Source organism: Sandaracinomonas limnophila (assembly GCF_004005965.1).
Taxonomy (GTDB): domain Bacteria; phylum Bacteroidota; class Bacteroidia; order Cytophagales; family Spirosomataceae; genus Sandaracinomonas; species Sandaracinomonas limnophila.
Map to the genome: position 1 here is coordinate 280,172 of NZ_SACY01000003.1, position 23,423 is coordinate 303,594.

Sequence of the window (23,423 nt, forward strand, 5' to 3'; positions counted from 1 at the left end):
TAAAAAAATCAAGTTCTATAAGCAGGCAATCGAACAAAATTTTCTTAAATAATGTTAAAGAATCGATTAAACTTAATTGAAAAACAAAAATTAAATTAAATTCGTATCAATAATTAAACTTAAAAGCTTAAGTGTTATGGAAATTAAAAATCAAATCAAGCCACTTTTATTGGTGGGCCTAGTTTCAAGCGGATTGACCTTAGGTGCTTATCATTTATTAAACATCGACAATTCGTCATCCATAGGAAATGCCCCTTCAGCATTTACCACAAATGTCTCATCTGTAAATGTTCCGGGTAATCCAGGAGAATTCACTTTTGCAGCGGAGAAATCAACCCCAGCTGTTGTGCATATCAAAACAAAATCAGCACCAAAGTCAATGGGCAGACAATTTTCTAGTCCTTTTGATGATTTCTTTGGTTTTGGTGACCCATTTGGTGGTGGCGGACAGCAAAGAAGAATGCAACCGCAAGAGGCTTCTGGTTCAGGAGTAATCATTAGTGCTGATGGTTACATAGTTACTAACAATCACGTGGTTGAGGATGCAGATGAAATTACAGTTGTATTAAATGACAAAAGAGAGTTTAAAGGAAAGATTATTTCCACTGACCCTTCTTCTGATTTGGCCGTGGTACAAATCAAGGCAGAAAATTTACCATTTTTAACTTTTGGGGATTCGGACAACCTACGCGTTGGAGAGTGGGTTTTAGCAGTAGGTAATCCGTTTAATTTAGAATCTACAGTTACAGCAGGTATTGTTTCAGCTAAAGGACGTCAGAACATCATCGACAGGGATCCAGAAGGTAAAACGAATCCATTAGAATCCTTCATCCAAACTGATGCGGCGGTGAATCCAGGAAATTCGGGTGGTGCATTGGTAAATTTAAAAGGCGAATTGGTGGGAATTAATACCGCAATTTATTCTCGTACCGGACAATTTGCGGGTTATTCTTTTGCGGTTCCGGTTAGTATTGTGAAAAAGGTTTCGGGAGATTTAATCAAATACGGAAACGTACAAAGAGGTTATTTAGGCGTTCAAATCATTGAGGTAAATTCTAAATTGGCAGAAGAAAAAGATTTGAAAACTACTAATGGGGTATATGTTGGTGGTTTCTCAGAAAATTCAGCTGGTAAAGAAGCTGGATTAAAAGTAAATGACGTTATCACTAAAGTAGATGGCGTTGAAACCAAAACTTCTGCAAAATTGATGGAAATCGTGAATCGTAAGCGTCCGGGTGAGGTAGTTGATGTAACCGTTAATCGCGATGGTGCTAATAAAGAATTTAAAGTAACTCTTCGCAATTTGGATGGAAATACCAGCATTGTAAAAGGTTCTACCGGAGAAACAAGTAAATCTGATTTCTTAGGAGCTAAATTTGGCACATTATCTCAGGCAGATAAATCGAAATACAAAGTTACTGCTGGAGTTAAAGTTACTGAAATTGATGCCGATGGGCGATTGGCAATGTATGGAATTGAAAAAGGTGTAGTTATCACTAAAATCAACGATAAAGCTGTAAACTCTCCTAATGAAGCCATCGCTGCCTTAGAAGGCAAGAAAGGCCGTATTAAATTAGAAGGGGTTGATGTGGATGGTTCGAGGTTTATATATGTGTTGTAGGAGTGAGCAGAGTAAGCCAGTGAGCAAGTGAGCAGAGGTTTGATAATAAAAAAGAGCTAGTTAGAATTTCTAATTAGCTCTTTTATTTTTGTTCTTAATCTAGTTCACTGGCTCACTTTGCTCACTGGCTCACTTTGCTCACTTACTTATACATCACCGCCTTAACAGCAGCAATTGTACGATCTACAGAAGGTAAAATCTCTTCAATTAAAGTTGGAGCGTAAGGTAAAGGTAAATCTTTAGAGTTTACACGAATAACCGGAGCATCTAAGAAATCGAATGCCCAACGCTGTACATTGTAAGCGATTTCAGAAGAAATAGCTGATAAAGGATTAGCTTCTTCAACTACTACACAACGATTTGTTTTCTTTACTGATTCTAAAACTGTATCGTAATCAATTGGACGAACCGAACGAAGGTCGATTAATTCAACTGAAATACCCATTTTTTCTAATTCTAACATAGCCGGAACCACAACTCGAGAGATCATCTTACCGAAACTAACAATCGTCACATCTTTCCCTTCTTGAACTACAGCAGCCTTACCTATTGGAATTAAAAATTCACCATCTGGAACTAAGCCCTTATCACCATACATCAATTCTGATTCCATGAAAATAACCGGATCATTATCGCGAATAGAGGCTTTCAATAATCCTTTAGCATCTGCTGGGTTAGATGGAACTACGACTTTCAAACCAGGTGTATTGGCATACCAATTTTCAAAGTTTGAAGAGTGTTGAGAGGAAAGTTGTCCAGCGTTACCAGTAGGTCCACGGAAAACGATTGGACAAGAATATTGTCCACCAGACATAGACATCAACTTAGAAGCTGAGTTAATTACTTGGTCAATTGCAACCAAAGAAAAGTTGAAGGTCATAAATTCAACAATTGGACGAAGACCATTTGCAGCTGCACCTACCCCAATTCCACCGAAACCTAATTCAGCAATAGGAGTATCGATTACACGCTTGGGACCGAATTCATCCAACATTCCTTGTGAAACTTTATAAGCTCCATTGTATTCTGCAACCTCTTCACCCATTAAGAAAACGGATTCATCACGGCGCATTTCCTCTTGCATTGCCTCACGTAAGGCTTCTCTAAATTGAATTTCTCTCATATTTTGATTGAAAAAGAATTATTCTTTTCCGGGTGCAAAATTAGGCAAGAATTTCTATAGAACAAAACCTAATTTATGCACTTTAAGCGCATAAATTAATTATTTAGATGTAATTTTAGGTTTTGGAACCAAAGAAAAGCCAATGTCCGTTCAAATTGCCCCTATTTCAAGCTCGCTTTCAGCCTTTTTACAAAAGAATTCATATTCAAGAGTTGTTGTTTTGGTAGATGAAAAAACAAATAAATTTTGTTTTCCCAAAATAAAAGACAGCCTTCCAAGCAATACGGTTAAAATTCAAATTAAATCAGGTGAAAACAATAAAAACCTTGACACTTGCACAAAAATTTGGGAAGCTTTGACCCATGCCAAATTAGATCGACATGCCTTATTAATCAATTTAGGTGGTGGTGTTATTGGAGATATGGGTGGATTTTGTGCCTCAACATATAAAAGAGGCATAGACTTTATTCAAATTCCAACTACGCTACTTTCGCAAGTGGATGCGAGTGTGGGAGGAAAATTAGGTATAGATTTCAATGGTTTCAAAAATCATATTGGCGTTTTTCAATTGCCAAAAACTGTTTTGGTTGATCCAAGTTTTACCAACACATTACCAGAAGCAGAAAAAAGATCCGGTTTTGCAGAAATTATTAAGCATTGTTTAATTCGTGATGCTAAAATGTGGGATGTCATCCGCAAAATGGATTGGTTTGAAAATAATTTTGCCGAATTAATTCAACATTCCATTGAAATCAAACAAAAGATTGTTGAAGAAGATCCCAAAGAAAAAGGACTAAGAAAAATATTGAATTTCGGCCACACCCTTGGACATGCAATAGAAACATTTTTGTTGGACAAAGGAAAAAGGAAAATTTTACACGGGGAAGCTGTTGCAGTAGGAATGATTACGGAAGCCTTTTTAGCTGAAAAAAGAGGTTTGATTTCCCCTCAGGAATTGGAGGATATTGAAATTTATTTGTTTGAAACCTATGGAAAAGTACACATTTCAACAAATGAAATTGAAGAAATTGTTACTTTAACCCTTCAGGATAAAAAAAATAAAGGAAAAGAAGTGCTCTTTTCCTTGTTGACTGGCATAGGCGATTGCGGCTATGATATTCCGGTTAGTAAAAAGGAAATGCAAGAAGCATTAGCCTTTTACATCGGTTAAGTTATTCAATTACCTGAGGAACCTTAAAGTATTGATCATTGGTGTCTGGACCTAAATTCAGGGCTTTTGTACGATCTAAAGTAGGTTTTGCCTCATCAGGTCTGAAATTGTTTAAGGCTTCTGTAATATGTACTAATGGCTCAATACCATCTGTATCAACCTCATTAAGCGCTTCCATCCATACCAACACCTTTTCCACCGAACTTCTCATCTCCTCTTTTTGCTCATTGGATAATTCCAGTCGGGCCAAATGCGCAATTTTTTCTATTTCTTCTGTACTAATCTTCATCTGTATTATTTTGCAATTTTTTGTCTTCTGGCAAATGTTTATCTAAAAACTGATTGATTTTATCTCGATCAATTGAAGAAACTATTTGTCCAAATGAATCAATATTCAATTCAAATCCTTCCAATTCAGGATGAACCTTAGGTGCTTTTTTACCTGATTTATTCGATTCCTTTGCCATATTATTTTGGAAATTTATCTAAGGCCAATTTCAAACGTTGAAACACTGAATCCTTTCCCCAAAGTTCCATTGAAATCATTAAATCAGGACCTGCACCATTACCACTTAAGGCAACACGTAATAACTGCATTACCTTCCCCATTTTAATTCCAGACTCCTCTAAAATTTGATGAATACCTTCTTTTATAGATTCTGCATTCCAATTTGAAACTGAATCGGGTAATTTATCACAAATCAATTCAAGAGCTCTGCGTGATTCCTCATTCAATTTATTGGTTACTACCTGCTCATCATAGGTTACCGGCATTTCAAAAAACTCTACAGCAAGGGTCTTTAATTCATTTGGAAAGGTAATCCGATCCAAATATAATCCAACAAAAGCTTCTGCTTTTGAGGTTTCCAAATGTTCTACATATTGTTTAGCAATAGATTCAATTGGTTGATTCCTCAAATATTGCTCATTGAACCATTTGGCTTTTTGCACATCAAACTTTGCACCTGCCTTGTTTATTCTTTCCAATGAAAAAGCGGTAACCAATTCTTCCAAACTAAACAGTTCTTGTTCAGTACCTGGATTCCAACCTAAAAATGCCAAGAAGTTAATTGTTGCTTCTGGCAAATATCCTTCCTCTCTAAATCCTTTTGCTTTTTGCCCAGTAACTGGGTCTGTCCATTCTAATGGAAAAACTGGAAAACCTCCTAAATCTGCATCTCGCTTAGATAATTTACCATTCCCTTCTGGTTTCAACAACAATGGCAAGTGGGCAAAAGTAGGTGGAGTCCAACCAAAAGCTTGATACAATAATATATGCAAAGGTGCAGAAGGCAACCATTCTTCCCCTCGAATCACATGCGTAATCTCCATGATATGGTCATCCACCACATTCGCTAAATGGTATGTTGGCATACCATCCGATTTCATTAATACCTTGTCGTCGATACTTGAGGTGTGCACATGCACCCAATCACGAATGCTATCTTGAAAACGAATTTCCCCTTTTGCTGGCACCTTCAAACGTATCACATACGGCGAATTTGAGGCTAACAAAGCTTTTGTTTCCTCTTCAGAAAGCGATAAAGAATTTTTTAATTTACCTCTAGTGGCAGCATTGTATTGAAATGCCCCACCCTTACTTTCATAGGTTTTACGAATAGCATCTAATTCTTCGGCGGTATCAAATGCATAATAAGCCTTACCACTTTTCAAAAGCTGGTCGGCATATTCCTTATACAAATGTTTCCTTTCGCTTTGACGATAAGGTTCATGTGGACCACCCACGCCTACGCCTTCATCGGGATTTATACCCAACCAATTTAAACTTTCTAGAATATATTGTTCAGCACCTGGCACAAAACGTGTTTGGTCGGTATCTTCAATGCGAAGTAAAAACTTTCCGCCAGTTTGTTTGGCTAACAAATAATTATAAAGGGCAGTACGTACACCTCCAATATGTAAAGGTCCGGTAGGACTTGGGGCAAAACGAACACGAACAGGATTCATAAATTAAGATAAATGGGCAATACAAGAAATTTCTACACGAACATTTTTAGGCAAACGAGCTACCTGAACAGTTTCTCTGGCAGGCGGATTGTTTGGAAAAAACTGTCCATACACTTGATTTATTATTGCAAAATCATCCATATTTTCAATAAAAATAGAACATTTAACAACATCCTCAAAAGTAGCACCGGCGGCAGAAAGAATGGCCTGCAGGTTTTTCATTACCTGAAGGGTTTCCTCTTCAATACTTCCACCGGCCTCAAAAACCGCCAAAGCAATTTGACCTGAGACGTATAACGTTTGTCCAGCTTGAACAGCCTGTGAATAGGGACCAATAGCTGCCGGAGCAGCTTCGGTAAAAATTATTTTCTTCGTCATAATTTGAAAAGAGATGCAAGTTACCAAAAATTTGTGGGGAATCTTAAATGATTTTTGCAAATTTGAATATGCTAAAAATCAAAAAACTCATTGAAAGCAAAAAAGGCATTGGATTTATGCTGCTATCTTCCTTATGTTTTTCAATTTTATCTGCTTTAGCAAAATCAATGAATTCCCGGTTCCCTTCCATTGAACTCGTATTCTTCCGAAGTGCAGTTGGTTTACCTTTTTTATTTTGGAGTTTGTGGAGAAACCCACCCATCCAACAAATTGGTGGAAAATTATTGTTTTTAATTTATCGTGGCATTTTAGGAGCCTTTACTTTGTATTGTTTGTTTTATGCTTTAGAACATTTAGGACTTTCCCTAACCAACACTTACGGACAAGCCTTTCCGCTTTTTATAGCCGTTTTTACCTTCATTTGGATTCCGACCGAAAAATTAACAGGTAAGCAATTTTTATTTTTGTTAATGGGATTTTTCGGAATCTTGTTAATTTTCAGACCAGATGCCTTGGTTTCATGGCAAAAACACAGTATTGGCATTTTATATGCCATCGGAACAGCCTTGGGTTATATGGCCATTAAGGAGGCGCAAAAATATTATGATTCTCGCTGGGTTATTGTCTCCTTTATGGGAAGTGGGTTTATTGCCTCAATCATTTCATTGGGAATAGGTTCCTATATAGAATCGGAGCCAGGTTTTTGGTCGGCTCAATGGGTGCAGCCACAGGGTATTGAATGGATTCAAGCCTTTATTTTAGGCTTATTAGCTTTAGGAGTACAAGGGTTTACTACTCAGGCTTTAAGGTATGAAAAAACGACTGTTGTGGGAGCAGTAGGTAATTCATCTGTTTTATTTTCAATTGCCATTGAAATAATTTTAGGAAAAGGATTACCCGAATGGTTTGTATTATTAGGGATGGGTTTAGTGGTTTGGGGAAGCGTTAAAGTGAAAAGTGGAAAGTGAAAAGTGGCAACCCTTGTGGTTGCCTTTAAGTACCAACCCTTGTGGTTGCCTTTAAGTACCAACCCTTGTGGTTGCCTTTAAGTACCAACCCTTGCGGTTGCCTTTAAAATAAATAAAGCCAGTGGATCTTAAAAGAAACACTGGCTTTTTCGTCAACCACAAGGGTTGCCGCTTTAAACCGTTGCAGAATTCATTACTTCTGTCTGCTTTCTGATAGATTCAAGGTGAACTAATTTAAACATTTCTTCAATAAATTCAGGATATAGGCCTAATCCTTTTGCTTGATTAGCTCTATCGGCGTGTAATTGCTTCCAACGATCCAATTGTAAAACGGCAACGTTGTTATCGCGCTTATACTCTCCTAATTTTTCAACAACTGACATACGAGCTGCCAAAACCTCCATCAATTCACGGTCGATGTTGTCAATTTTCTCACGTAATTTGGCTAATTCGTCTGAGAAATCAGAACCATAATTTGCTTTACGTACTTCTAATTCACGCAACATTTCACCTAAAGCTTCTGGAGTTAATTGCTGAGAAGCATCAGACCAAGCCTCGTCCGGATTGCGGTGGGTTTCAATGATCATACCATCGTAATTCAAATCTAAAATACGCTGAGATAATTCATTTAAATAAGCACGCTTTCCAGCCATGTGAGAAGGGTCACCAATTAAAGGTAACTCTGGGAACATTCTTTTCAATTCTACAGCAACAGCCCACATTGGAGAGTTTCTGTATTTAGTTTCTTGTGCGTTAGAGAAACCACGGTGAATAGCACCTAATTTCTTAATACCTGCACCTTGTAAACGCTCAAATGCACCAACCCAAAGAGCCAAATCTGGATTCACTGGATTTTTTACCAATACAGGAACATCTACACCCTTTAAAGCATCTGCAATTTCTTGAACGTTAAAAGGATTCACTGTAGTTCTTGCTCCAATCCACAACACATCTACACCATATTTTAAAGCTAATTCAATATGTTCTGGAGTAGCAACCTCAACAGCAGTTGGTAAACCGGTTTCTTTTTTAGCTTCTACTAACCATTTCAATGCAGGCTCTCCGTTCCCTTCAAAACTTCCTGGACGGGTACGAGGCTTCCAAACTCCAGCACGCATAATGTGTGCATAACCTTCTGCTTTAATTCTTCTAGCAGTTTCTAATACTTGCTCTTCCGTCTCAGCTGAACAAGGACCTGCAATAATCAATGGCTTTCCATTGGTATTGATCCAGTTCTGCATCGGCACTACATCTAATTTGGCATTCATAATATTTACATTTATTCGGATATATACTTCCGGGTACTAAAATTTTAATTTATAAAAACAATTCACTTATATTTGCATCCTATTTTCAAAACCAGCAACAAACTTGCTCCGTAAATGAAAGAATTATCATTTGAGGATACCCAAATTGCCTTTGAAGCTAAAAGTGATTTTCAACTCAAGAAGGCTTATTGGATTTTTGCCACAATGAACCAAAATTGGCTTGTAAAGTTAGGGACTTTTTTTATCAAATTGCTCCTTTTTTTACATTTTCCCATAAAAAAACTTATAAAAATCTCGATTTTCCAACAATTTTGTGGTGGAGAAACTATAAAAGACTGTGAATCAACGATTCTTAAGTTAGGCAAATCCAATATTGGTACAATTTTAGACTATTCTGTAGAGGGGGAAGAAAATGAAAAATCTTTCCAAAAAACAAAAGAAGAAATCATTCTGACCATCTTAAAAGCTAAACAAGATTTACACATCCCCTTTGCGGTTTTCAAGCTAACAGGAATTTTCAAATCCGAATTACTTGAGGCATATCAAACTGAAGCTGGTATTCAAACAGAAGAGGAAGATGCAGAATTTCAACACAGCAAAGAAATCCTCTTAGAAATTTGTCAAAAAGCTTATGACGAAAAGATAAAACTATTTATTGATGCAGAGGAAAGTTGGATTCAAAATTCCATTGATGAATTGACGTACGAAATGATGGAAAAATTCAATCAAAGCGAAACCATCATTTTCAATACCTTTCAAATGTATCGAACAGATATGTTAGAAAACCTGAAAAAGATAACTGCAATTGCCCAAGAAAAAGGATTCACTTTAGGAGCCAAATTGGTAAGAGGTGCCTACATTGAAAAGGAAAGATTGAGAGCGCATGAAGATGAATACTCCGAACCTATTCACAAGGATAAAATAGATACAGATAGAGATTTTGATGCAGCCATACAGTTTTGTGTAGAAAATTTAAATACCATCAAATTTTGCATAGGGACGCATAATGAAATAAGTTGCAAATTGTTGTGCAAATTAATGGAGCATCAAAACTTGCCGCGCAACCACGAAAGTATATTTTTTGCTCAATTATTGGGCATGTCAGATAATATTTCTTACACGTTAGCAAAGTTAGGATACAATGTGGCAAAATACGTCCCCTATGGTCCGGTTGAGTCAGTTATGCCCTATTTATTTAGAAGAGCAGAAGAAAACACTTCAATTGCTGGACAAACATCTAGAGAGTTTAGCTTGTTACAAAAAGAGGTTTTGAGAAGAAAGAAAAAATGAAATTACCCTTACGATTTTATTACATTTTAGCATTTATCATCATTCTGATGGACCAGGCAATAAAATTGTCGGTTCACTTTTTCATGGATCCTGGATTCCCAGGACAAATAGAAATTATTGGCTTTTTCAAATTGCATTACACCTTGAATCCAGGTATGGCATTTGGTATGCAAATTGGATCAATCTATGGAAAATTATTCCTAACTAGTTTTAGGATTTTCGCCATGTTTGGCATAGGTTATGGCCTTTACTTTTTACACAATAAAAAATCACATACAGGTTTATTAACTTGTGTGGCAATGATTCTGGGTGGCGCAATAGGAAACTTAATCGACTCCATATTTTATGGAAAATATTTAGGGAATGCACCCTATGGAGCACCCATGCAATGGTTTCACGGCCAAGTAATTGACATGTTCTTTTTCGACTTCTGGGAGGGTATTTTACCTGAATGGATTCCAATTTGGGGTGGCACTTATTACTCAACCCCTATTTTTAATTTTGCTGATGCTAGTATTTTTTGCGGAGTAGTTGCTATATTGATTTTTCAAAATCATTTTTTCGACAAAAAAGCAAGCATATAACAATTGGAATTACACGATATTCTTTTCTTTTTCTTGGCATTGGTGGCAGAAATTGTTGGAACCGTTAGTGGCTTCGGATCTTCCATACTATTTGTACCCTTGGCATCTGCTTTTTTCGATTTCCAAATCGTTTTAGGTATCACTGCTGTTTTTCACGTATTTTCTAATATTTCAAAAATCTATTTATTCCGAAAAGGAATCAATAAAGAAATTGCTATCAAACTGGGAATTCCTGCTGTTATTTTTGTAATTCTAGGTGCTATTTTAACGAAATATATTCCACAACAAGAAATTGAATTAGGCATGAATTTAATCATCCTAAGTTTGGCAATTTATTTACTTACCGGGCATCATAAAAAACTCAAGCAAAGCAATCAAAATTTATATGCAGGTGGCACCGTTTCGGGATTTCTTGCAGGATTAATTGGCACAGGAGGTGCCATAAGAGGAATTACTTTAGCTGCATTTCAATTAGAAAAAAATGCATTTATTTCAACCTCGGCAATCATCGATTTTGGGGTTGATTTTAGTCGGGCAGGTATTTATATTTACAATGGATTTTTCAAATCAGAATACCTGATTTTTATGCCATTTTTAATTCTAATAAGTATTTTGGGCACTTATCTCGGAAAGAGAATTTTGGAGTATTTATCTGAAAAATTATTTCAAATAATATTATTGAGTATCATTTGCCTTACGGCAGGGGTGCAATTGGTGCACTACTTTTTTAATTGTTAATTGTTAGTTGTTAATTGTTAATTATAAAAGATATTTTTAAAACTATCAATAATTAACAATTAACAACTAACAATTAACAATTATTTCTTCGGTGCTGCTGGCTTTGGAGCTGCTGCCGGAGCTGAGGCTGCTGGTGCGGCAGCTGCAGTTGCTGGCTTAGGAGTAATTCCCATTTTCTTCAACACTAAATCAGACATATTTGCATCTGCAGGAAAGTGTAACAAAATTGGAGCTGTTCCCATACCTGCATCATAATTGAAGACATATGTAAATGCATTTGCATCTGCTACTGCGTGCATATTCTCTTCAATTTTCTTCAACAAAGGTTGTAATAATTGAGCTTGTTTCTTTTGCAAAGAAGTTTGAGAATTTTGTTGAAATTCTTGAATTGAAGATTGTAAATTCTGTAATTCCTTCTCTTTATCTTGCTTAATTACGTCAGAAGTAGTAGCTGGTAATTTTTCAAAAGCAGCTAATTTATCTTGGAAATCTTTTACCTTACTTTGGTATAAAGTTTCGTATTGTTTTTGTGTATTTTTTAAGTCTTCCTCCACTTGTTTAGCCTCAGGCATTTGAGCTAAAATGTAGTCAGCGTTAATAAATCCAATTTTTACTTGCGCCGTTAAAGGCATTGTTGCTAAGCCAAAAATAAGGCCTAAAGCCAACACAAACTTGTTTTTCATTGTTTTAATTTAATTGTTAGTTTTTATTTTTTATTATCCTTTGCCTTATCAGCAATATTGGGATCTAATTCAATCCCCAATTCTTCAATTACATAATCTGAATAATCATGAACTGGGTTGGTATAAATTAATGCAAGTCCATCACTTGCTTTGTCGAAAACGAAATCCAATCTTTTAGCACGAACAACTTTTTCTACTGCTTTAGAAATTTCATCTAAAATAGGCTTTAGTGCAGCTTGTTTTGCTTTAAACAATTCACCTTCTGGACCAAATATTTTATTTTGCAAATTGATTACTTCCTGCTCCTTTGTTTTGATTTGATTTTGGCGTTGCTGTTTCAAATCCTCAGTCAACAAAACTTCCTCTAACTTCAACTCTCTTTCCAATTTACTTAAATCCTCTTGCTTTTGATCAATTTCTTTCATCCAAGCCTGTGTTTTTTGTTCAATTTTTTGTTGAACACTTTTATATTCAGGCATTTTGGAAGTAATAAATTCAGTGTCAATATACCCAAATTTTTGAGCAAATGCACTATTCCCCACAAGGAATAACACCAAAATTACTAAAAAATTTAACTTTTTAATCATGATATCAGGGTCTTATCTAATTTGTTGACCAATGGAAAAGGTAAAGGCTTGTCGACCAAAATCAGAGTCTCCTGGTCTAGGTTTATCAAATCCAAATCCATAATCGATACCAATCATACCAAAAGCTGGCATAAAAATTCGAGCACCTACTCCCGCTGATTTATACAAATTAAATGGATCGTAATCTTTTAAAGATGAGAAGTTATTACCTCCTTCAGCAAATGCCAACATAAAGATAGTTGCGGATGGATTTAAAGAAACAGGATATCTAACTTCCATCACAAATTTATTATAAGCAACCCCTCCATTACCATAAGTACCAGATGGTCCAATCACACGGTCTTTATAGCCTCTTAAGCCAACGATGTCTCTGTTAAATGAGAATCCTTGTACCATACCCGAACCTCCCAAATCGAAACGTTCAAAACGGGTGGTTTCACGACCACCATAAGAACCTAAAAATCCTAAATGTGCTCTGGTATGCAATACAAATTTACCTATTAATAAGGAATACCATGAAGCATCAAACATCCATTTGTGGTACTCAATTAAATTTCCACTTGTATTTCCTCCCATTAAGGAATAAGGTGGTGTTAAAGAGGCGGTCATTGAAAAGGAAGAACCACTTCTAGGGAAAGTTGGATTGTCCACTGAATTTCTTGAGAAATTGGTCATGAAGGTAATCGAAGTCGATTTACCTTGCGGATATGCCCATGTATAATAACGATCTACATCGTATTGAGCTATTGAAATGGAATTACTTAAAGAGAAATAATCATCTGGCCATTTCAATCTTTTTCCCAAACTAAAAGTTAAACTATTTACGTTGAAGTGAGCTGTTAATAAAGAATCAGGTACCGAGTAGGATGAATAACCACCGTAACCACCATATCCTCCATATCCTCCATATCCTCCATATCCTCCGTATCCTCCGTAACCTCCATAACCTCCATAACCATATCCACTTCCATAGCCACTACCGTAATTTGAGTATCCGGCAGAACGGAATTGATAGGGATAAGAAATACTACTGTTTAAACTAACAGAAAATGAATTAGGTTTTTTACCGCCCAACCAAGGTTCTGTAAAAGTTAAGCTATAGTTTTGATAGGCAGCTCCATTTGCTTGTAAACGTAAAGAAAGTTTTTGCCCATCCCCTGCTGGCAAGGGTCTCCATGCCGACAAATTTGTAACATTTCTTGCAGAGAAATTATTGAAAGTCACCCCTAAGGTACCTACAAATCCGATGTAACCTCCCCAACCACCTGACAATTCAATTTGATCAGAAGGTTTTTCCTCTACATTATATTCAATGTCTACAGTACCATCAGCGCGTGGATTTGGCTTAGGTTCAATTTTTTCTGGATTGAAATAACCTATTGTTGAAAGCTCTCGAACTGTACGAATAATGGCAGATTTGTTAAATTTCTGACCTGGTAAGGTTCTTATTTCACGCATAACCACATGGTCAGAAGTTTTGGTGTTACCATTTAAAATAACCTTGTTGATAGTAGCCTGTTTTCCTTCAGAAATACGAATCGTTAAATCAATCGAATCTCCTTCAACGGTTGTTTCTACTGGTTCTGCGTTATAATACAAATATCCATTATCCATGTAAACAGAGCTCAAATCCTCACCTGGATTTCCGCCCATTCGCTTGTCTAATTCTTCTGTATTGTAAACATCTCCTTTTTTAACCCCTAATACCTCATTTAAAACTGAATCGGGATAAATGTAATTACCCTCAAAATTGACATTTCTATAATAATATTTATGTCCTTCTTCGGCTTTAATTTTAATAGATACATGCGTTTTTCCCTTCTTTGAAATTGAATCAGAAATAATTCTAAAATCGCGATATCCTAATTTGTTCATGGCTGTCAACAATTTTTCTTTGTCTTCCTCCCATTTTTTAGGAACAAATTTTGAAGGCTTAAAAATTCTACCAAAGCGCTGTTGCTTAGTATTTTTCAACTTTCTCAGCAATAATCCTCTATCCTTTGGATTAATTCCATCGAAATCGATTCGGTCCACTTTTACCTTTTCTCCTTTATCAATTTTAACAATTAATACCGCATTATTACCTCTTAAAGTATCTGTATTGACAACAGATTTAACCACTGCATTCAATCGACCTTTTTCTTGGTAATATTTAGAAATGGCTAATTCTAAGTTTTTGCGAAGTGTTTCGGTAATAATTTTACCTTTATACGTCTTAACTTTTTCAGAGATAGCATCTCTTTCTCCCTTTTTTATTCCTTGATAGGTAATAGAATACAAACGTGGTCTTTCTTTTAAGTGAATTTCTAGCCAAACCTTCTCTCCCTCTACCTTATTCGCATAAATTTGGACATCTTCTAAAATCCCCTGTTCCATTATTTTTTTAATGGCAGATGCCAAAATATCACCCGGAATTTTCACTTTATCCCCCACCTGTAATCCAGAAATACTAATCATGGAATTTCCATCATAGAATTTTGAACCTGTTACAATGATATTTGCGATCTCATAATCTTTCGGATCTGCATAAGAAAAGCTAGAGGTGCTTTGACTTGGAGCGGTATTTAATAACCTTCTACCTAAAACTTGGGAAAAACCTTTTGGAGAAAGGCCTGCCAATAAAATAACTACAAAAACAAAAATTCTTTTTACCACTTTGGTCTAATTTCTTTTAATTCAATTACCCTTCACTTTTTACTTGCTCACTGGTTTTGCCAAACCTTCTTTCACGCATTTGAAAATCTACAATTGCTTGATGCAAATGGACTTTTCTAAAATCTGGCCAAAATAATTCTTCAAAAATATACAGCTCGGCATAGGCCAATTGCCAAAGCATAAAATTACTTATTCTGTGATCTCCACCAGTCCGAATCATCAAATCTGGATCAGGCATATCACCTGTTGAAAGCATTGATGCAAATCGCTCAGTATTGATATCTTCTGGATTAATAATCCCTTCTAAACAATCATTTGCTAACTTTTTTGCCGCTTGAACAATATCCCATTTACCTGAATACGACAAGGCTAAATTCAATGTCAACCCCTTATTTTCGGCCGTCAAATCCAAGGCATATTGCAATTCTTTTTGCGTTGATTGTGGCAAGGTACTTACATCCCCAATGGCTTTCAAGCGAATTTGGTTTTTCATCATCGATGGCAATTCATCCTTGATTGTACCAATCAATAAACTCATTAAAGCCTTAACTTCCGTTTGGGGTCTATTCCAATTTTCTGTTGAAAAAGCATATAATGTCAAATAGGACACTCCCAATTCCCCACAACCTTCTATTGTTTCGCGTACTGCTTGAATTGCGTTTCTGTGTCCAAAAATTCGATCCGTGAAACCTTTTTGCTTAGCCCATCTACCATTCCCGTCCATAATAACGGCAATATGAGTAGGAAGATTGTTTAGGTCAATAGATTCTTTCACAGCAATACGCTTTTATTCAAATTAAGCAACAAAGGTAATCATTTCAAGCTGAATATTTTGAATTTTAACAGATTTTAATCCAAGGCCGGACAAATGTTTACTGGAATGTAATACACATAAGAAATTGACAGTGTTAGGTACTGATCTGTTCCCGTTTTTGGAATTTCAATTCCATCTAATTTATCATTAAAGGTCTTTTTTGCCAATCCTTCAATCCGCACCAATGACAACCTATTCACCTTCCATTTTATACCCATCCCATAATTAAGGGTTGGAGAACTGGATTTAAATTTTGTTGCAGCTTCACCAGACTCGAAATAATATCCTAATCCCCCAACAAAATAAGGTGTAAAACCTACTTTTGAATCTTTTCGATTAGTAAAATCCAAAAAATTATAATCTCCCAAAAAATTTACATCTGTTAATACTGAATTAAACGTTGTAGGGTCAGAAGGTCTTATATTTGGCAATTGCTTCACATTTGCATCTCCACTTAACATACCTATACTTGCCCGAATTCTCAAGTCAAAAGCAGTATTTAATTGTATTCCTACTTCTCCATGAACAGTTGGTCGTAAGGTTTTCAGAATGCCGGCACTAGGCAACATATTCCATGATTGAATATCACCCTTCATTCCATTCAAACCAACTCCTAATCCATACAAATAATATCTAGTTTGTGAAAAACCGACTTGTGCTATAAATAATAAGAAAAATATGGTTTTTAACTTCAACATATTACCAACTTCCAGCCTGGGATTTACCGGCTGCATTACCAAAATGTAAAATCAATTGAATCTGGGTGGTGAAATAACTATCTTTTCCGCTGCTAGTAACCAAATCTGTAGTTGGAGTAAAAGAAGTTGGTAAGGCTTTTAGGGTATTGGCAGCAATTTTTTCTCCGGAACGAATTGTAAAATCATTAATGGGGGCATCGATAGTATTTCTTTCGTCTGAAACATCATCTAGATAATCGGAAAAAACAAATCGATAAGTGACTTCAAATCCTAAATCTATGTATTTATCTAATTTGTATCTTATTCCAAATCCTAAGGGAATTGCATAAGTAAATGGAGAATAGGAAACTCCTTCTGTCCCTTTTTGAGAAAAACTATAACCTGCTATATTTCGCAAGCTCACCCAATTGGCAGCTGTACTTGGATTAGTTGTCATTCCTCTGGCTTGGGGCTCACTCAAAAGAATAGCGAATCCTGCAAAAACATAAGGCGAAACATCAGGGCGCTTCATTCGATAAGGCGTTTGACGCTTCAATTCATAAATTCCAGATAAAGCTAGCTCCTTCAAATCGTTTCGAAAATGCAAATTTCTAGCAAAATTAGCTGCAAAATAAGTACCCTCATCCCCAGTTTTTAAATTATAATAATTATCGTCTCCAGCGATCCGAATATAACTTAATGAGGCTTTGTAAGAAAAACGCTTATGAAAATGCTTAGTATAAGTTAAACCAAGATTCCAACGGGTGGAAAGCAATGAATTTGAACTAAAAATGGTGTTAGGGACTAATTCTCCAAAATAATTGCTGCTTCCAGCACCAAAAGAAATAGTTGCATAAGGCACATATTTAATTGCCTCATAAGGTTCTTTTTTGCGCTGACCTAAAAACCAAAAGGGAGATTGTGCATTAATATTTCCTGCAATTAAAATAAAAAACGCTAAAATTTTGGCTTTACTAATTCGCATAAAATTTAAATATGAATTAAAATCAGATTCAAAACGAAAATTACTACATTTTCTTATATTTTATCCTACTAATTCTTTTAAATCTTCATCGTGAATCATTTTACGCTCATCAGCCATTATCAAAAATCTAGTGTAAATTTTATCCAATTCAGGCTTCTCAAAATCAAATCCTAATAAACTTAAACGATGTCTTAAAGCAGCACGACCGGAACGCGAAGTTAATACGATTGCCGAAGAAGGAACGCCTACATCTTCTGGATTCATAATTTCATAATTCTGGGCATGTTTCAAAAATCCATCTTGGTGAATTCCTGATGAATGTGCAAATGCATTTGCACCTACAATTGCCTTGTTCGCCTGAACAGGCATTCCCATTAAATTAGAAACTAATAATGAAGTTGGATATAAGTATTTTGGATTAATTCCTGTTACAAATCCTAAGTCTTTGTGAACGTTCAAAATCATTGCAATTTCTTCCAAAGAGGTATTTCCGGCTCTTTCTCCAATTCCATTGATGGTAACCTCAACCTGTCGAGCTCCTGCCTCAATACCTGCAATGGTATTGGCTGTAGCTAAACCTAGGTCATTGTGATTATGCATAGAAATAGTTGCCTTATGGATATTTTTAACGTTTTCGTACAAATAGGAAATCCGTTGATGCATCTGGTGTGGCAATAAATAACCGGTAGTATCCGGCAAATTAACTACGGTTGCACCTGCATCAATTACTGCTTCTGTCAATTTTGCCAAAAACTCTAAATCTGCTCTACCTGCATCTTCTGCAAAAAACTCTACATCTTCTACAAATGATTTGGCATATTTTACAGCCCAAACTCCTTGTTCAACAATTTTTTCACGAGTTGAGTTGAATTTATGTTTGATATGCACATCAGATGCACCAATTCCTGTATGTATTCTAGGTCTTTTGGCCGACTTCAAAGCGGCAGCTGCTGCATCAATATCTTCTTTTTTGGAACGCGTAAGTCCACATACAGTAGCTTCCTTAACCGTATCTGCAATAGCTTTAACCGCATCAAAATCACCTGGGGAGGAAATCGGAAAACCCGCCTCAATAATATCCACACCAAGCAATTCCAATTGCTTAGCCACCTCAATTTTTTCCTCTTTGTTTAATTGACAACCTGGAACTTGCTCTCCATCCCTTAAGGTTGTGTCAAAAATTTGAATACGATTATTACTCATAAATTATTGCATTTTCAGACACAAAACTAACTTTTATTACATTAGCAAACAAGCAATTTTTTTCTAACAAATGCCTAAAATTTAGATTAAAAATCTGATTGGTTTGTAAAAAATATTACCAAAAGATTAAAAATCTATTTTTGAAAAATAAAATAGATTAATGATTTGAAATTGAATTTTCACTTAGAATTTAAAATTTTGAATTAAAAATGATTTTTTTACAATTTTAGGGAAGATTAGCTAATTTACCGATTTCCGGAAACCGTTTGGGGTCAAAATTACCCCCTGAAATTATACAAACGACCTGTTTTCCTTTTATTTCTGAAGTTAATTCTTCTAAGGCTGCAACACTTAAAGCCCCGGCAGGTTCTGCCAAAATCCCTTCCTTTTGATATAAATCCAACATGGTACGACACAAGGATTTTACCGAAATCTTAAGCACCTGGTTGACTTGTGATTTTGAAATCTCAAAGGTCTTATCTCCTATTCGTTTAACGGAAGCTCCATCCACAAATCGATCGATAACGGAAAGTTCCAATACTTTGTTTGCCTCTAAACTTTCTGAAAGTGAAGGAGCTCCTTCTGGCTCTACAGCAATCAGTTGAATGCTTGGTGCCAAATATTTTTTAACCAGGCCCAATCCCGCACTTAAACCTCCTCCGCCAAATGGAGAAATTATAAAATCGGGCATTTGTTGCATTTGATTCAACAACTCTAATCCCACACTGGCTTGACCAGCAATTACATCGTAATCATCAAACGGATGAATAAAAACAGCCTGATGCTTGATAGCAAAATCTAAAGAAGCCTTATAAGCATCGTCATAAGTATCTCCGACCAATTTAATGCGGGCATAATCTTTAGCAAAAAATCGAACAGCCTCTATTTTTTGTAAGGGTGTAGTTTTGGGCATAAAAATGGTGCCCTTGATTTTCAAACTTGCACAAGCATAGGCAACACCTTGTGCATGATTGCCTGCAGAGGCAGCAACCACACCAATGGCTTTTAGGTCTGTCGGCAAGTTCACTATTTTATGATAAGCACCACGTAATTTATAGGAGCGAACTTTTTGTAAATCTTCCCGTTTTAAATAAATAGAAGCCCCAAATCGTTCAGAAAGGCTGTGAGAATATTCTAAGGGCGTTTGATAAACGACTCCTTCTAATTGCTCTTGTGCTTGTTTTAATTGATGAAGATTGGGAACCTCTGTAAATCTACTAAATTCCATGTTGGAAGATACAAAAAAAAGGCAGACTTACGTCTGCCTTTTCTATAAAAGCTAATAAAAATTAGTTTCTTTCAGGACGTAAGCTTCTTACGGCAGCACCTGCTTGCCACATTTCAGACTCACGCAATTCTTTCAATTCAGCTTCTAATTTCACACGGTAATCTGCTTGTGAGTTCAAATCAATTGAACGAGCAGCTTCAGCTTGAGTTTTAACTGAATCATATAATTTTGCAAATACTGGCTTAGTAGCATCTTTGAAAGGTCTCCACCAATCCAATGCACCACGTTGTGCAGTAGTAGAACAGTTTGCGTACATCCAATCCATTCCGTTTTCAGCAACTAATGGCATTAATGACTGAGTCAATTCTTCAACAGTTTCATTAAATGCTTCTGATGGAGAGTGACCGTTTTCACGTAACACTTCGTATTGTGCTGCGAAAATACCTTGAATAGCACCCATCAAAGTTCCACGCTCACCTGTTAAGTCAGATGTTACTTCTTTGTAGAAATCTGTTTCGAATAAATAACCAGAACCAACTCCGATTGCCATTGCGATACATTTTTCACGAGCTTTTCCTGTTGCATCTTGGTAGATTGCGAAAGAAGAGTTCAAACCTTTACCTTCAACGAATAAACGACGAAGAGAAGTACCCGATCCTTTTGGAGCAGCTAAGAACACATCTACATCTGCAGGAGGAACGATACCTGTTTTTTCTTTATAAGTGATACCGAAACCGTGAGAGAAATACAATGACTTACCAGCAGTCAAATATTTCTTTACAGTTGGCCACATTTCAATTTGAGCGGCATCTGATAATAAATAACAAATGATAGTTCCTTTTTCTAAAGCCTCTTCAATTTCGAATAAAGTTTGACCTGGAACCCAACCATCAGCAACTGCTTTGTCATAAGTTTTTCCTTTTCTTTGACCAACAATTACATTCAAGCCATTGTCTTTCATATTCAATGCTTGACCTGGTCCTTGTACACCGTATCCAATTACAGCTATTGTTTCATTTGCCAATACTTGTCTGGCTTTTTCTAATGGAAACTCTTCACGAGTTACTACATCTTCAACTACCCCACCAAAGTTAATCTTTGCCATGTTTTGTTTTGTTTAATTTATCTAATCGTAATTCTTTTTTATACTATTTCCCAATTGCCCTCAGGCAAGTATTCTACCAAGCCTTTCTCTGTTTTTCCAACAGCTACTCGACCTGATTTAATATACTCTAAAATATCCCACTGCTTCAAATACTGGTAAAACTCACCAATTTCCTCCTCTGTACCGTTTTTTTCTACTACAACATAATCCATTCCAAAATGAACCACCTTTGCATTCCAATCCAAGTTAATTGCCTTAGCATCAATCGGCTTCCCTCCAGAGGGTGATGCCAATTTAAATAGTGCTATTTCATTAAAGACAATTTCATTATCCAAATACCCAAAAACTGCAAGAACATCTGTAATTTTTCTAATTTGGCGAACCAATTTCTCTACAAATTCTCTACTTTCACTTTTTATAACAATAGTAAAGCGAGAAACCCCTTTTCTTTCCGTTTCAGAAACTGTCAACGACTCAATATTCAATCTTCTTCTGGTAAAAACGATTGTTATTCGATTCAAAAGTCCAACAGTATTGGTTGTAAAAATGGATATCGTGTAGGTAGTCTTCATTTTCAATTCTAATCTAATCTTACATTCGTTACACAACCTCCGGCTGGAACCATTGGAAACACATTTTCTTCTTTTTCACAAACAATTTCCAATAAATAAGGCTTATCTGAATTCAATAAAGTATCTAAAGAATTAGACAATTCTGCTCTATCTTTCACGGTATGTCCAGCAATTCCAAAGCCTTTTGCGATCGTGATAAAATCAGGATTTTGTAATTCCACAAAGGAATAACGATTGTCAAAAAACAATTCTTGCCATTGACGAACCATACCCAAGAAATTATTATTCAAAATAATAATTTTTACCGGCAATCCACTTTGTGCAATAGTTCCCAATTCTTGCAAAGTCATTTGAAAACCTCCATCTCCAATTACTGCAACTACTTCTCTTTCTGGCACCGCAACCTTAGCTCCAAATGCGGCAGGCAAGGCAAATCCCATGGTACCTGCGCCACCACTGGTTACAATTGAATTGGCTTTTTTAAATCTATAATAACGATTGGTAATCATCTGGTGTTGTCCCACATCGGTTACAACTACGGCTTCACCTTTTGTCTTTTCCGACAACATATTCACCGCCTCACCCATTTTTATTTGATTTCCCTCGTGGAATAATTCCTTTTTATTTATTTTCTCGTACTCTTCTTGATCGTATTTTTCAAATTCCTTTCTCCATTCCGAACGATCTTTTTGTTCAATCAAAGGCAATAAAGCACGCAATGTTGCTTTAGCATCTCCTACGATTGGTGCATCCGCCTTCACATTTTTATCAATTTCAGAAGGATCAATTTCTATGTGAACAACTTTGGCTTGTTTGGCATAAGTATTCAAATCGCCCGTGATACGATCATCAAAACGCATACCGATAGCAATTAGCACATCACAAGAGTTTGTAAGCACATTTGCCCCATAATTTCCATGCATACCTGGCCAGCCTACAAATAAAGGATGATCTGCATCCATAGCCGACATCCCCAATAAAGTAGTTGCAACTGGAGCGCCTGATTTCTCAACAAAGGCTTTCAATTCTTCTTCTCCACCTGAAATCAATACGCCGTGTCCGGCTAAAATATAGGGTTTTTTTGCTGCATTGATCAAATCTGCGGCAGCTTGTAAATGTTCTTTCTTAGGCTCCACCCTTGGGCGGTAAGAAATAATTGAATTACATTTTTCATAAGAAAATGGTACAGTCATCACATCAGTCTGTGCTGTACGCGTAATATCAATTAAAACTGGACCTGGCCTTCCACTTTCTGCAATATAAAAAGCTTTAGCAATCACATCAGGAATTTCATTTGGATCTACTACCTGATAATTCCATTTCGTGATAGGCATTGTCATTCCTATAACATCACACTCTTGAAATGCATCTGTTCCCAATAAATTACCTTTCACTTGTCCAACGATACACACCATTGGAGTAGAATCCAACATGGCATCTGCAATTGGGGTAATCAGATTAGTTGCTCCCGGACCTGAGGTAACCATACAAACACCAGCCTTGTTTGTCATTCGAGCAAAACCCTGCGCTGCGTGTCCTGCACCTTGTTCATGACGAACTAAAATATGTTTTAATTGATCTTGGTAATCATATAGGGCATCATAAGTTGGCATGATTGCACCACCAGGATAACCGAAAATCGTGTGCACACCCTGCTCTACAAGAGATTGCATGATGGCTTGTGCACCTGTTAAAAAACGGTTTTTTTCAATTTCGGATGTGCTGCTCTGGGCCTGTCCCATAATTCAATATCAATTTATTTTTTTCTCAAAAAAGTATTCGAAAAAGCTAATTTAAAGGTTTCT

23 protein-coding genes are annotated in these 23,423 nt (G+C 36.3%); 6 read left to right on the forward strand and 17 right to left on the reverse strand.

Annotated elements, in window-relative coordinates; translation table 11 throughout:
- Nucleotides 1-136 precede the first annotated feature (136 nt).
- Nucleotides 137-1,621 (forward strand): Do family serine endopeptidase, encoded by a 1,485-nt coding sequence (locus EOJ36_RS07385; RefSeq protein WP_317125904.1) that lies wholly within the window; start codon nt 137-139, stop codon nt 1,619-1,621.
- 142 nt (nt 1,622-1,763) lie between these two features.
- On the opposite strand, the gene EOJ36_RS07390 is transcribed toward EOJ36_RS07385, so the two are convergent.
- On the reverse strand, nt 1,764-2,744 hold the full coding sequence (locus tag EOJ36_RS07390; protein ID WP_127803905.1) for a pyruvate dehydrogenase complex E1 component subunit beta: 981 nt from the start codon (nt 2,742-2,744) through the stop codon (nt 1,764-1,766).
- A 142-nt stretch (nt 2,745-2,886) separates the two neighbouring features.
- On the opposite strand from EOJ36_RS07390, the gene aroB reads away from it, so the two are divergent.
- The gene (aroB, locus tag EOJ36_RS07395) at nt 2,887-3,915 is read left to right on the forward strand and encodes a 3-dehydroquinate synthase (RefSeq protein ID WP_127803907.1); all 1,029 of its coding nucleotides are present in this window, start codon (nt 2,887-2,889) and stop codon (nt 3,913-3,915) included.
- Nucleotide 3,916: 1 nt separating this feature from the next.
- Here the strand turns inward: aroB and gatC are convergent, their stop codons facing one another.
- From gatC to EOJ36_RS07415, 4 genes are read right to left on the reverse strand one after another with little or no spacing between them, the layout of a single operon-like run.
- Nucleotides 3,917-4,204 (reverse strand): Asp-tRNA(Asn)/Glu-tRNA(Gln) amidotransferase subunit GatC, encoded by a 288-nt coding sequence (gene gatC, locus EOJ36_RS07400; RefSeq protein ID WP_127803909.1) that lies wholly within the window; start codon nt 4,202-4,204, stop codon nt 3,917-3,919.
- A complete protein-coding gene (locus EOJ36_RS07405; RefSeq protein WP_127803911.1) occupies nt 4,194-4,382 on the reverse strand; it encodes a hypothetical protein in 189 nt (62 codons plus the stop codon). The genes gatC and EOJ36_RS07405 overlap by 11 nt, the downstream gene beginning before the upstream one ends.
- 1 nt (nt 4,383) lies before the next feature.
- Nucleotides 4,384-5,883, reverse strand: a complete 1,500-nt coding sequence (gene gltX / locus EOJ36_RS07410; protein WP_127803913.1) for a glutamate--tRNA ligase — start codon at nt 5,881-5,883, stop codon at nt 4,384-4,386.
- Nucleotides 5,884-5,886: 3 nt separating this feature from the next.
- The gene (locus EOJ36_RS07415) at nt 5,887-6,261 is read right to left on the reverse strand and encodes a Rid family detoxifying hydrolase (RefSeq protein ID WP_127803915.1); all 375 of its coding nucleotides are present in this window, start codon (nt 6,259-6,261) and stop codon (nt 5,887-5,889) included.
- Between the two features lie 68 nt (nt 6,262-6,329).
- Between EOJ36_RS07415 and EOJ36_RS07420 the strand changes: the two genes are divergently transcribed.
- Nucleotides 6,330-7,229 (forward strand): DMT family transporter, encoded by a 900-nt coding sequence (locus tag EOJ36_RS07420; protein WP_164847868.1) that lies wholly within the window; start codon nt 6,330-6,332, stop codon nt 7,227-7,229.
- 173 nt (nt 7,230-7,402) lie between these two features.
- On the opposite strand, the gene EOJ36_RS07425 is transcribed toward EOJ36_RS07420, so the two are convergent.
- The gene (locus EOJ36_RS07425; RefSeq protein ID WP_127803919.1) at nt 7,403-8,497 is read right to left on the reverse strand and encodes a chorismate mutase; all 1,095 of its coding nucleotides are present in this window, start codon (nt 8,495-8,497) and stop codon (nt 7,403-7,405) included.
- A 114-nt stretch (nt 8,498-8,611) separates the two neighbouring features.
- Here EOJ36_RS07425 and EOJ36_RS07430 point away from each other — a divergent pair, with 114 nt between their 5' ends.
- The 3 genes from EOJ36_RS07430 to EOJ36_RS07440 are packed head-to-tail and all read left to right on the forward strand — an operon-like array spanning nt 8,612 to nt 11,109.
- The gene (locus EOJ36_RS07430; RefSeq protein ID WP_127803921.1) at nt 8,612-9,787 is read left to right on the forward strand and encodes a proline dehydrogenase family protein; all 1,176 of its coding nucleotides are present in this window, start codon (nt 8,612-8,614) and stop codon (nt 9,785-9,787) included.
- Nucleotides 9,784-10,371, forward strand: a complete 588-nt coding sequence (locus EOJ36_RS07435; protein ID WP_127803923.1) for a lipoprotein signal peptidase — start codon at nt 9,784-9,786, stop codon at nt 10,369-10,371. The genes EOJ36_RS07430 and EOJ36_RS07435 overlap by 4 nt, the downstream gene beginning before the upstream one ends.
- 3 nt (nt 10,372-10,374) lie before the next feature.
- Complete coding sequence (locus EOJ36_RS07440) at nt 10,375-11,109, forward strand: sulfite exporter TauE/SafE family protein (protein ID WP_127803925.1); 735 nt, start codon at nt 10,375-10,377, stop codon at nt 11,107-11,109.
- 80 nt (nt 11,110-11,189) lie between these two features.
- On the opposite strand, the gene EOJ36_RS07445 is transcribed toward EOJ36_RS07440, so the two are convergent.
- From EOJ36_RS07445 to ilvB, 11 genes are all read right to left on the reverse strand, one after another.
- Nucleotides 11,190-11,792: an OmpH family outer membrane protein gene (locus EOJ36_RS07445; protein ID WP_127803927.1), complete on the reverse strand. Its 603-nt coding sequence runs from the start codon at nt 11,790-11,792 to the stop codon at nt 11,190-11,192.
- A gap of 23 nt (nt 11,793-11,815) precedes the next feature.
- Entirely contained in the window at nt 11,816-12,379 is a 564-nt protein-coding gene (locus tag EOJ36_RS07450) for an OmpH family outer membrane protein (RefSeq protein WP_262707593.1), read from the reverse strand.
- A 12-nt stretch (nt 12,380-12,391) separates the two neighbouring features.
- Complete coding sequence (bamA, locus tag EOJ36_RS07455) at nt 12,392-15,034, reverse strand: outer membrane protein assembly factor BamA (protein ID WP_238944436.1); 2,643 nt, start codon at nt 15,032-15,034, stop codon at nt 12,392-12,394.
- A gap of 25 nt (nt 15,035-15,059) precedes the next feature.
- Nucleotides 15,060-15,809 carry an isoprenyl transferase gene (locus EOJ36_RS07460; protein ID WP_127803930.1) on the reverse strand — a complete coding sequence of 250 codons (750 nt, stop codon included), beginning with the start codon at nt 15,807-15,809 and terminating at the stop codon, nt 15,060-15,062.
- Between the two features lie 74 nt (nt 15,810-15,883).
- On the reverse strand, nt 15,884-16,582 hold the full coding sequence (locus EOJ36_RS07465; protein WP_127803932.1) for a DUF6089 family protein: 699 nt from the start codon (nt 16,580-16,582) through the stop codon (nt 15,884-15,886).
- Nucleotides 16,548-17,510 carry a hypothetical protein gene (locus EOJ36_RS07470; protein ID WP_127803934.1) on the reverse strand — a complete coding sequence of 321 codons (963 nt, stop codon included), beginning with the start codon at nt 17,508-17,510 and terminating at the stop codon, nt 16,548-16,550. The genes EOJ36_RS07465 and EOJ36_RS07470 overlap by 35 nt, the downstream gene beginning before the upstream one ends.
- A gap of 60 nt (nt 17,511-17,570) precedes the next feature.
- Nucleotides 17,571-18,713, reverse strand: coding sequence for a 2-isopropylmalate synthase (locus EOJ36_RS07475; protein WP_127803936.1), 1,143 nt, complete (start codon nt 18,711-18,713; stop codon nt 17,571-17,573).
- Between the two features lie 226 nt (nt 18,714-18,939).
- The gene (ilvA, locus tag EOJ36_RS07480) at nt 18,940-19,941 is read right to left on the reverse strand and encodes a threonine ammonia-lyase IlvA (protein ID WP_127803938.1); all 1,002 of its coding nucleotides are present in this window, start codon (nt 19,939-19,941) and stop codon (nt 18,940-18,942) included.
- Between the two features lie 61 nt (nt 19,942-20,002).
- A complete protein-coding gene (ilvC, locus tag EOJ36_RS07485) occupies nt 20,003-21,046 on the reverse strand; it encodes a ketol-acid reductoisomerase (protein ID WP_127803940.1) in 1,044 nt (347 codons plus the stop codon).
- A gap of 38 nt (nt 21,047-21,084) precedes the next feature.
- Nucleotides 21,085-21,618, reverse strand: a complete 534-nt coding sequence (ilvN, locus tag EOJ36_RS07490) for an acetolactate synthase small subunit (RefSeq protein ID WP_127803942.1) — start codon at nt 21,616-21,618, stop codon at nt 21,085-21,087.
- A gap of 8 nt (nt 21,619-21,626) precedes the next feature.
- Complete coding sequence (gene ilvB, locus EOJ36_RS07495; protein ID WP_127803944.1) at nt 21,627-23,360, reverse strand: biosynthetic-type acetolactate synthase large subunit; 1,734 nt, start codon at nt 23,358-23,360, stop codon at nt 21,627-21,629.
- Nucleotides 23,361-23,423 lie beyond the last annotated feature (63 nt).

Bases quoted from the DNA above. Each gene is read 5' to 3' on its own strand.
- EOJ36_RS07385 (WP_317125904.1), top strand. From the start codon at position 137: ATGGAAATTAAAAATCAAATCAAGCCACTTTTATTGGTGGGCCTAGTT.
- EOJ36_RS07390 (WP_127803905.1), bottom strand. From the start codon at position 2,744: ATGAGAGAAATTCAATTTAGAGAAGCCTTACGTGAGGCAATGCAAGAG.
- aroB (WP_127803907.1), top strand. From the start codon at position 2,887: ATGTCCGTTCAAATTGCCCCTATTTCAAGCTCGCTTTCAGCCTTTTTA.
- gatC (WP_127803909.1), bottom strand. From the start codon at position 4,204: ATGAAGATTAGTACAGAAGAAATAGAAAAAATTGCGCATTTGGCCCGA.
- EOJ36_RS07405 (WP_127803911.1), bottom strand. From the start codon at position 4,382: ATGGCAAAGGAATCGAATAAATCAGGTAAAAAAGCACCTAAGGTTCAT.
- gltX (WP_127803913.1), bottom strand. From the start codon at position 5,883: ATGAATCCTGTTCGTGTTCGTTTTGCCCCAAGTCCTACCGGACCTTTA.
- EOJ36_RS07415 (WP_127803915.1), bottom strand. From the start codon at position 6,261: ATGACGAAGAAAATAATTTTTACCGAAGCTGCTCCGGCAGCTATTGGT.
- EOJ36_RS07420 (WP_164847868.1), top strand. From the start codon at position 6,330: ATGCTAAAAATCAAAAAACTCATTGAAAGCAAAAAAGGCATTGGATTT.
- EOJ36_RS07425 (WP_127803919.1), bottom strand. From the start codon at position 8,497: ATGAATGCCAAATTAGATGTAGTGCCGATGCAGAACTGGATCAATACC.
- EOJ36_RS07430 (WP_127803921.1), top strand. From the start codon at position 8,612: ATGAAAGAATTATCATTTGAGGATACCCAAATTGCCTTTGAAGCTAAA.
- EOJ36_RS07435 (WP_127803923.1), top strand. From the start codon at position 9,784: ATGAAATTACCCTTACGATTTTATTACATTTTAGCATTTATCATCATT.
- EOJ36_RS07445 (WP_127803927.1), bottom strand. From the start codon at position 11,792: ATGAAAAACAAGTTTGTGTTGGCTTTAGGCCTTATTTTTGGCTTAGCA.
- EOJ36_RS07450 (WP_262707593.1), bottom strand. From the start codon at position 12,379: ATGATTAAAAAGTTAAATTTTTTAGTAATTTTGGTGTTATTCCTTGTG.
- EOJ36_RS07465 (WP_127803932.1), bottom strand. From the start codon at position 16,582: ATGCAGCCGGTAAATCCCAGGCTGGAAGTTGGTAATATGTTGAAGTTA.
- EOJ36_RS07470 (WP_127803934.1), bottom strand. From the start codon at position 17,510: ATGCGAATTAGTAAAGCCAAAATTTTAGCGTTTTTTATTTTAATTGCA.
- EOJ36_RS07475 (WP_127803936.1), bottom strand. From the start codon at position 18,713: ATGAGTAATAATCGTATTCAAATTTTTGACACAACCTTAAGGGATGGA.
- ilvA (WP_127803938.1), bottom strand. From the start codon at position 19,941: ATGGAATTTAGTAGATTTACAGAGGTTCCCAATCTTCATCAATTAAAA.
- ilvC (WP_127803940.1), bottom strand. From the start codon at position 21,046: ATGGCAAAGATTAACTTTGGTGGGGTAGTTGAAGATGTAGTAACTCGT.
- ilvN (WP_127803942.1), bottom strand. From the start codon at position 21,618: ATGAAGACTACCTACACGATATCCATTTTTACAACCAATACTGTTGGA.
- ilvB (WP_127803944.1), bottom strand. From the start codon at position 23,360: ATGGGACAGGCCCAGAGCAGCACATCCGAAATTGAAAAAAACCGTTTT.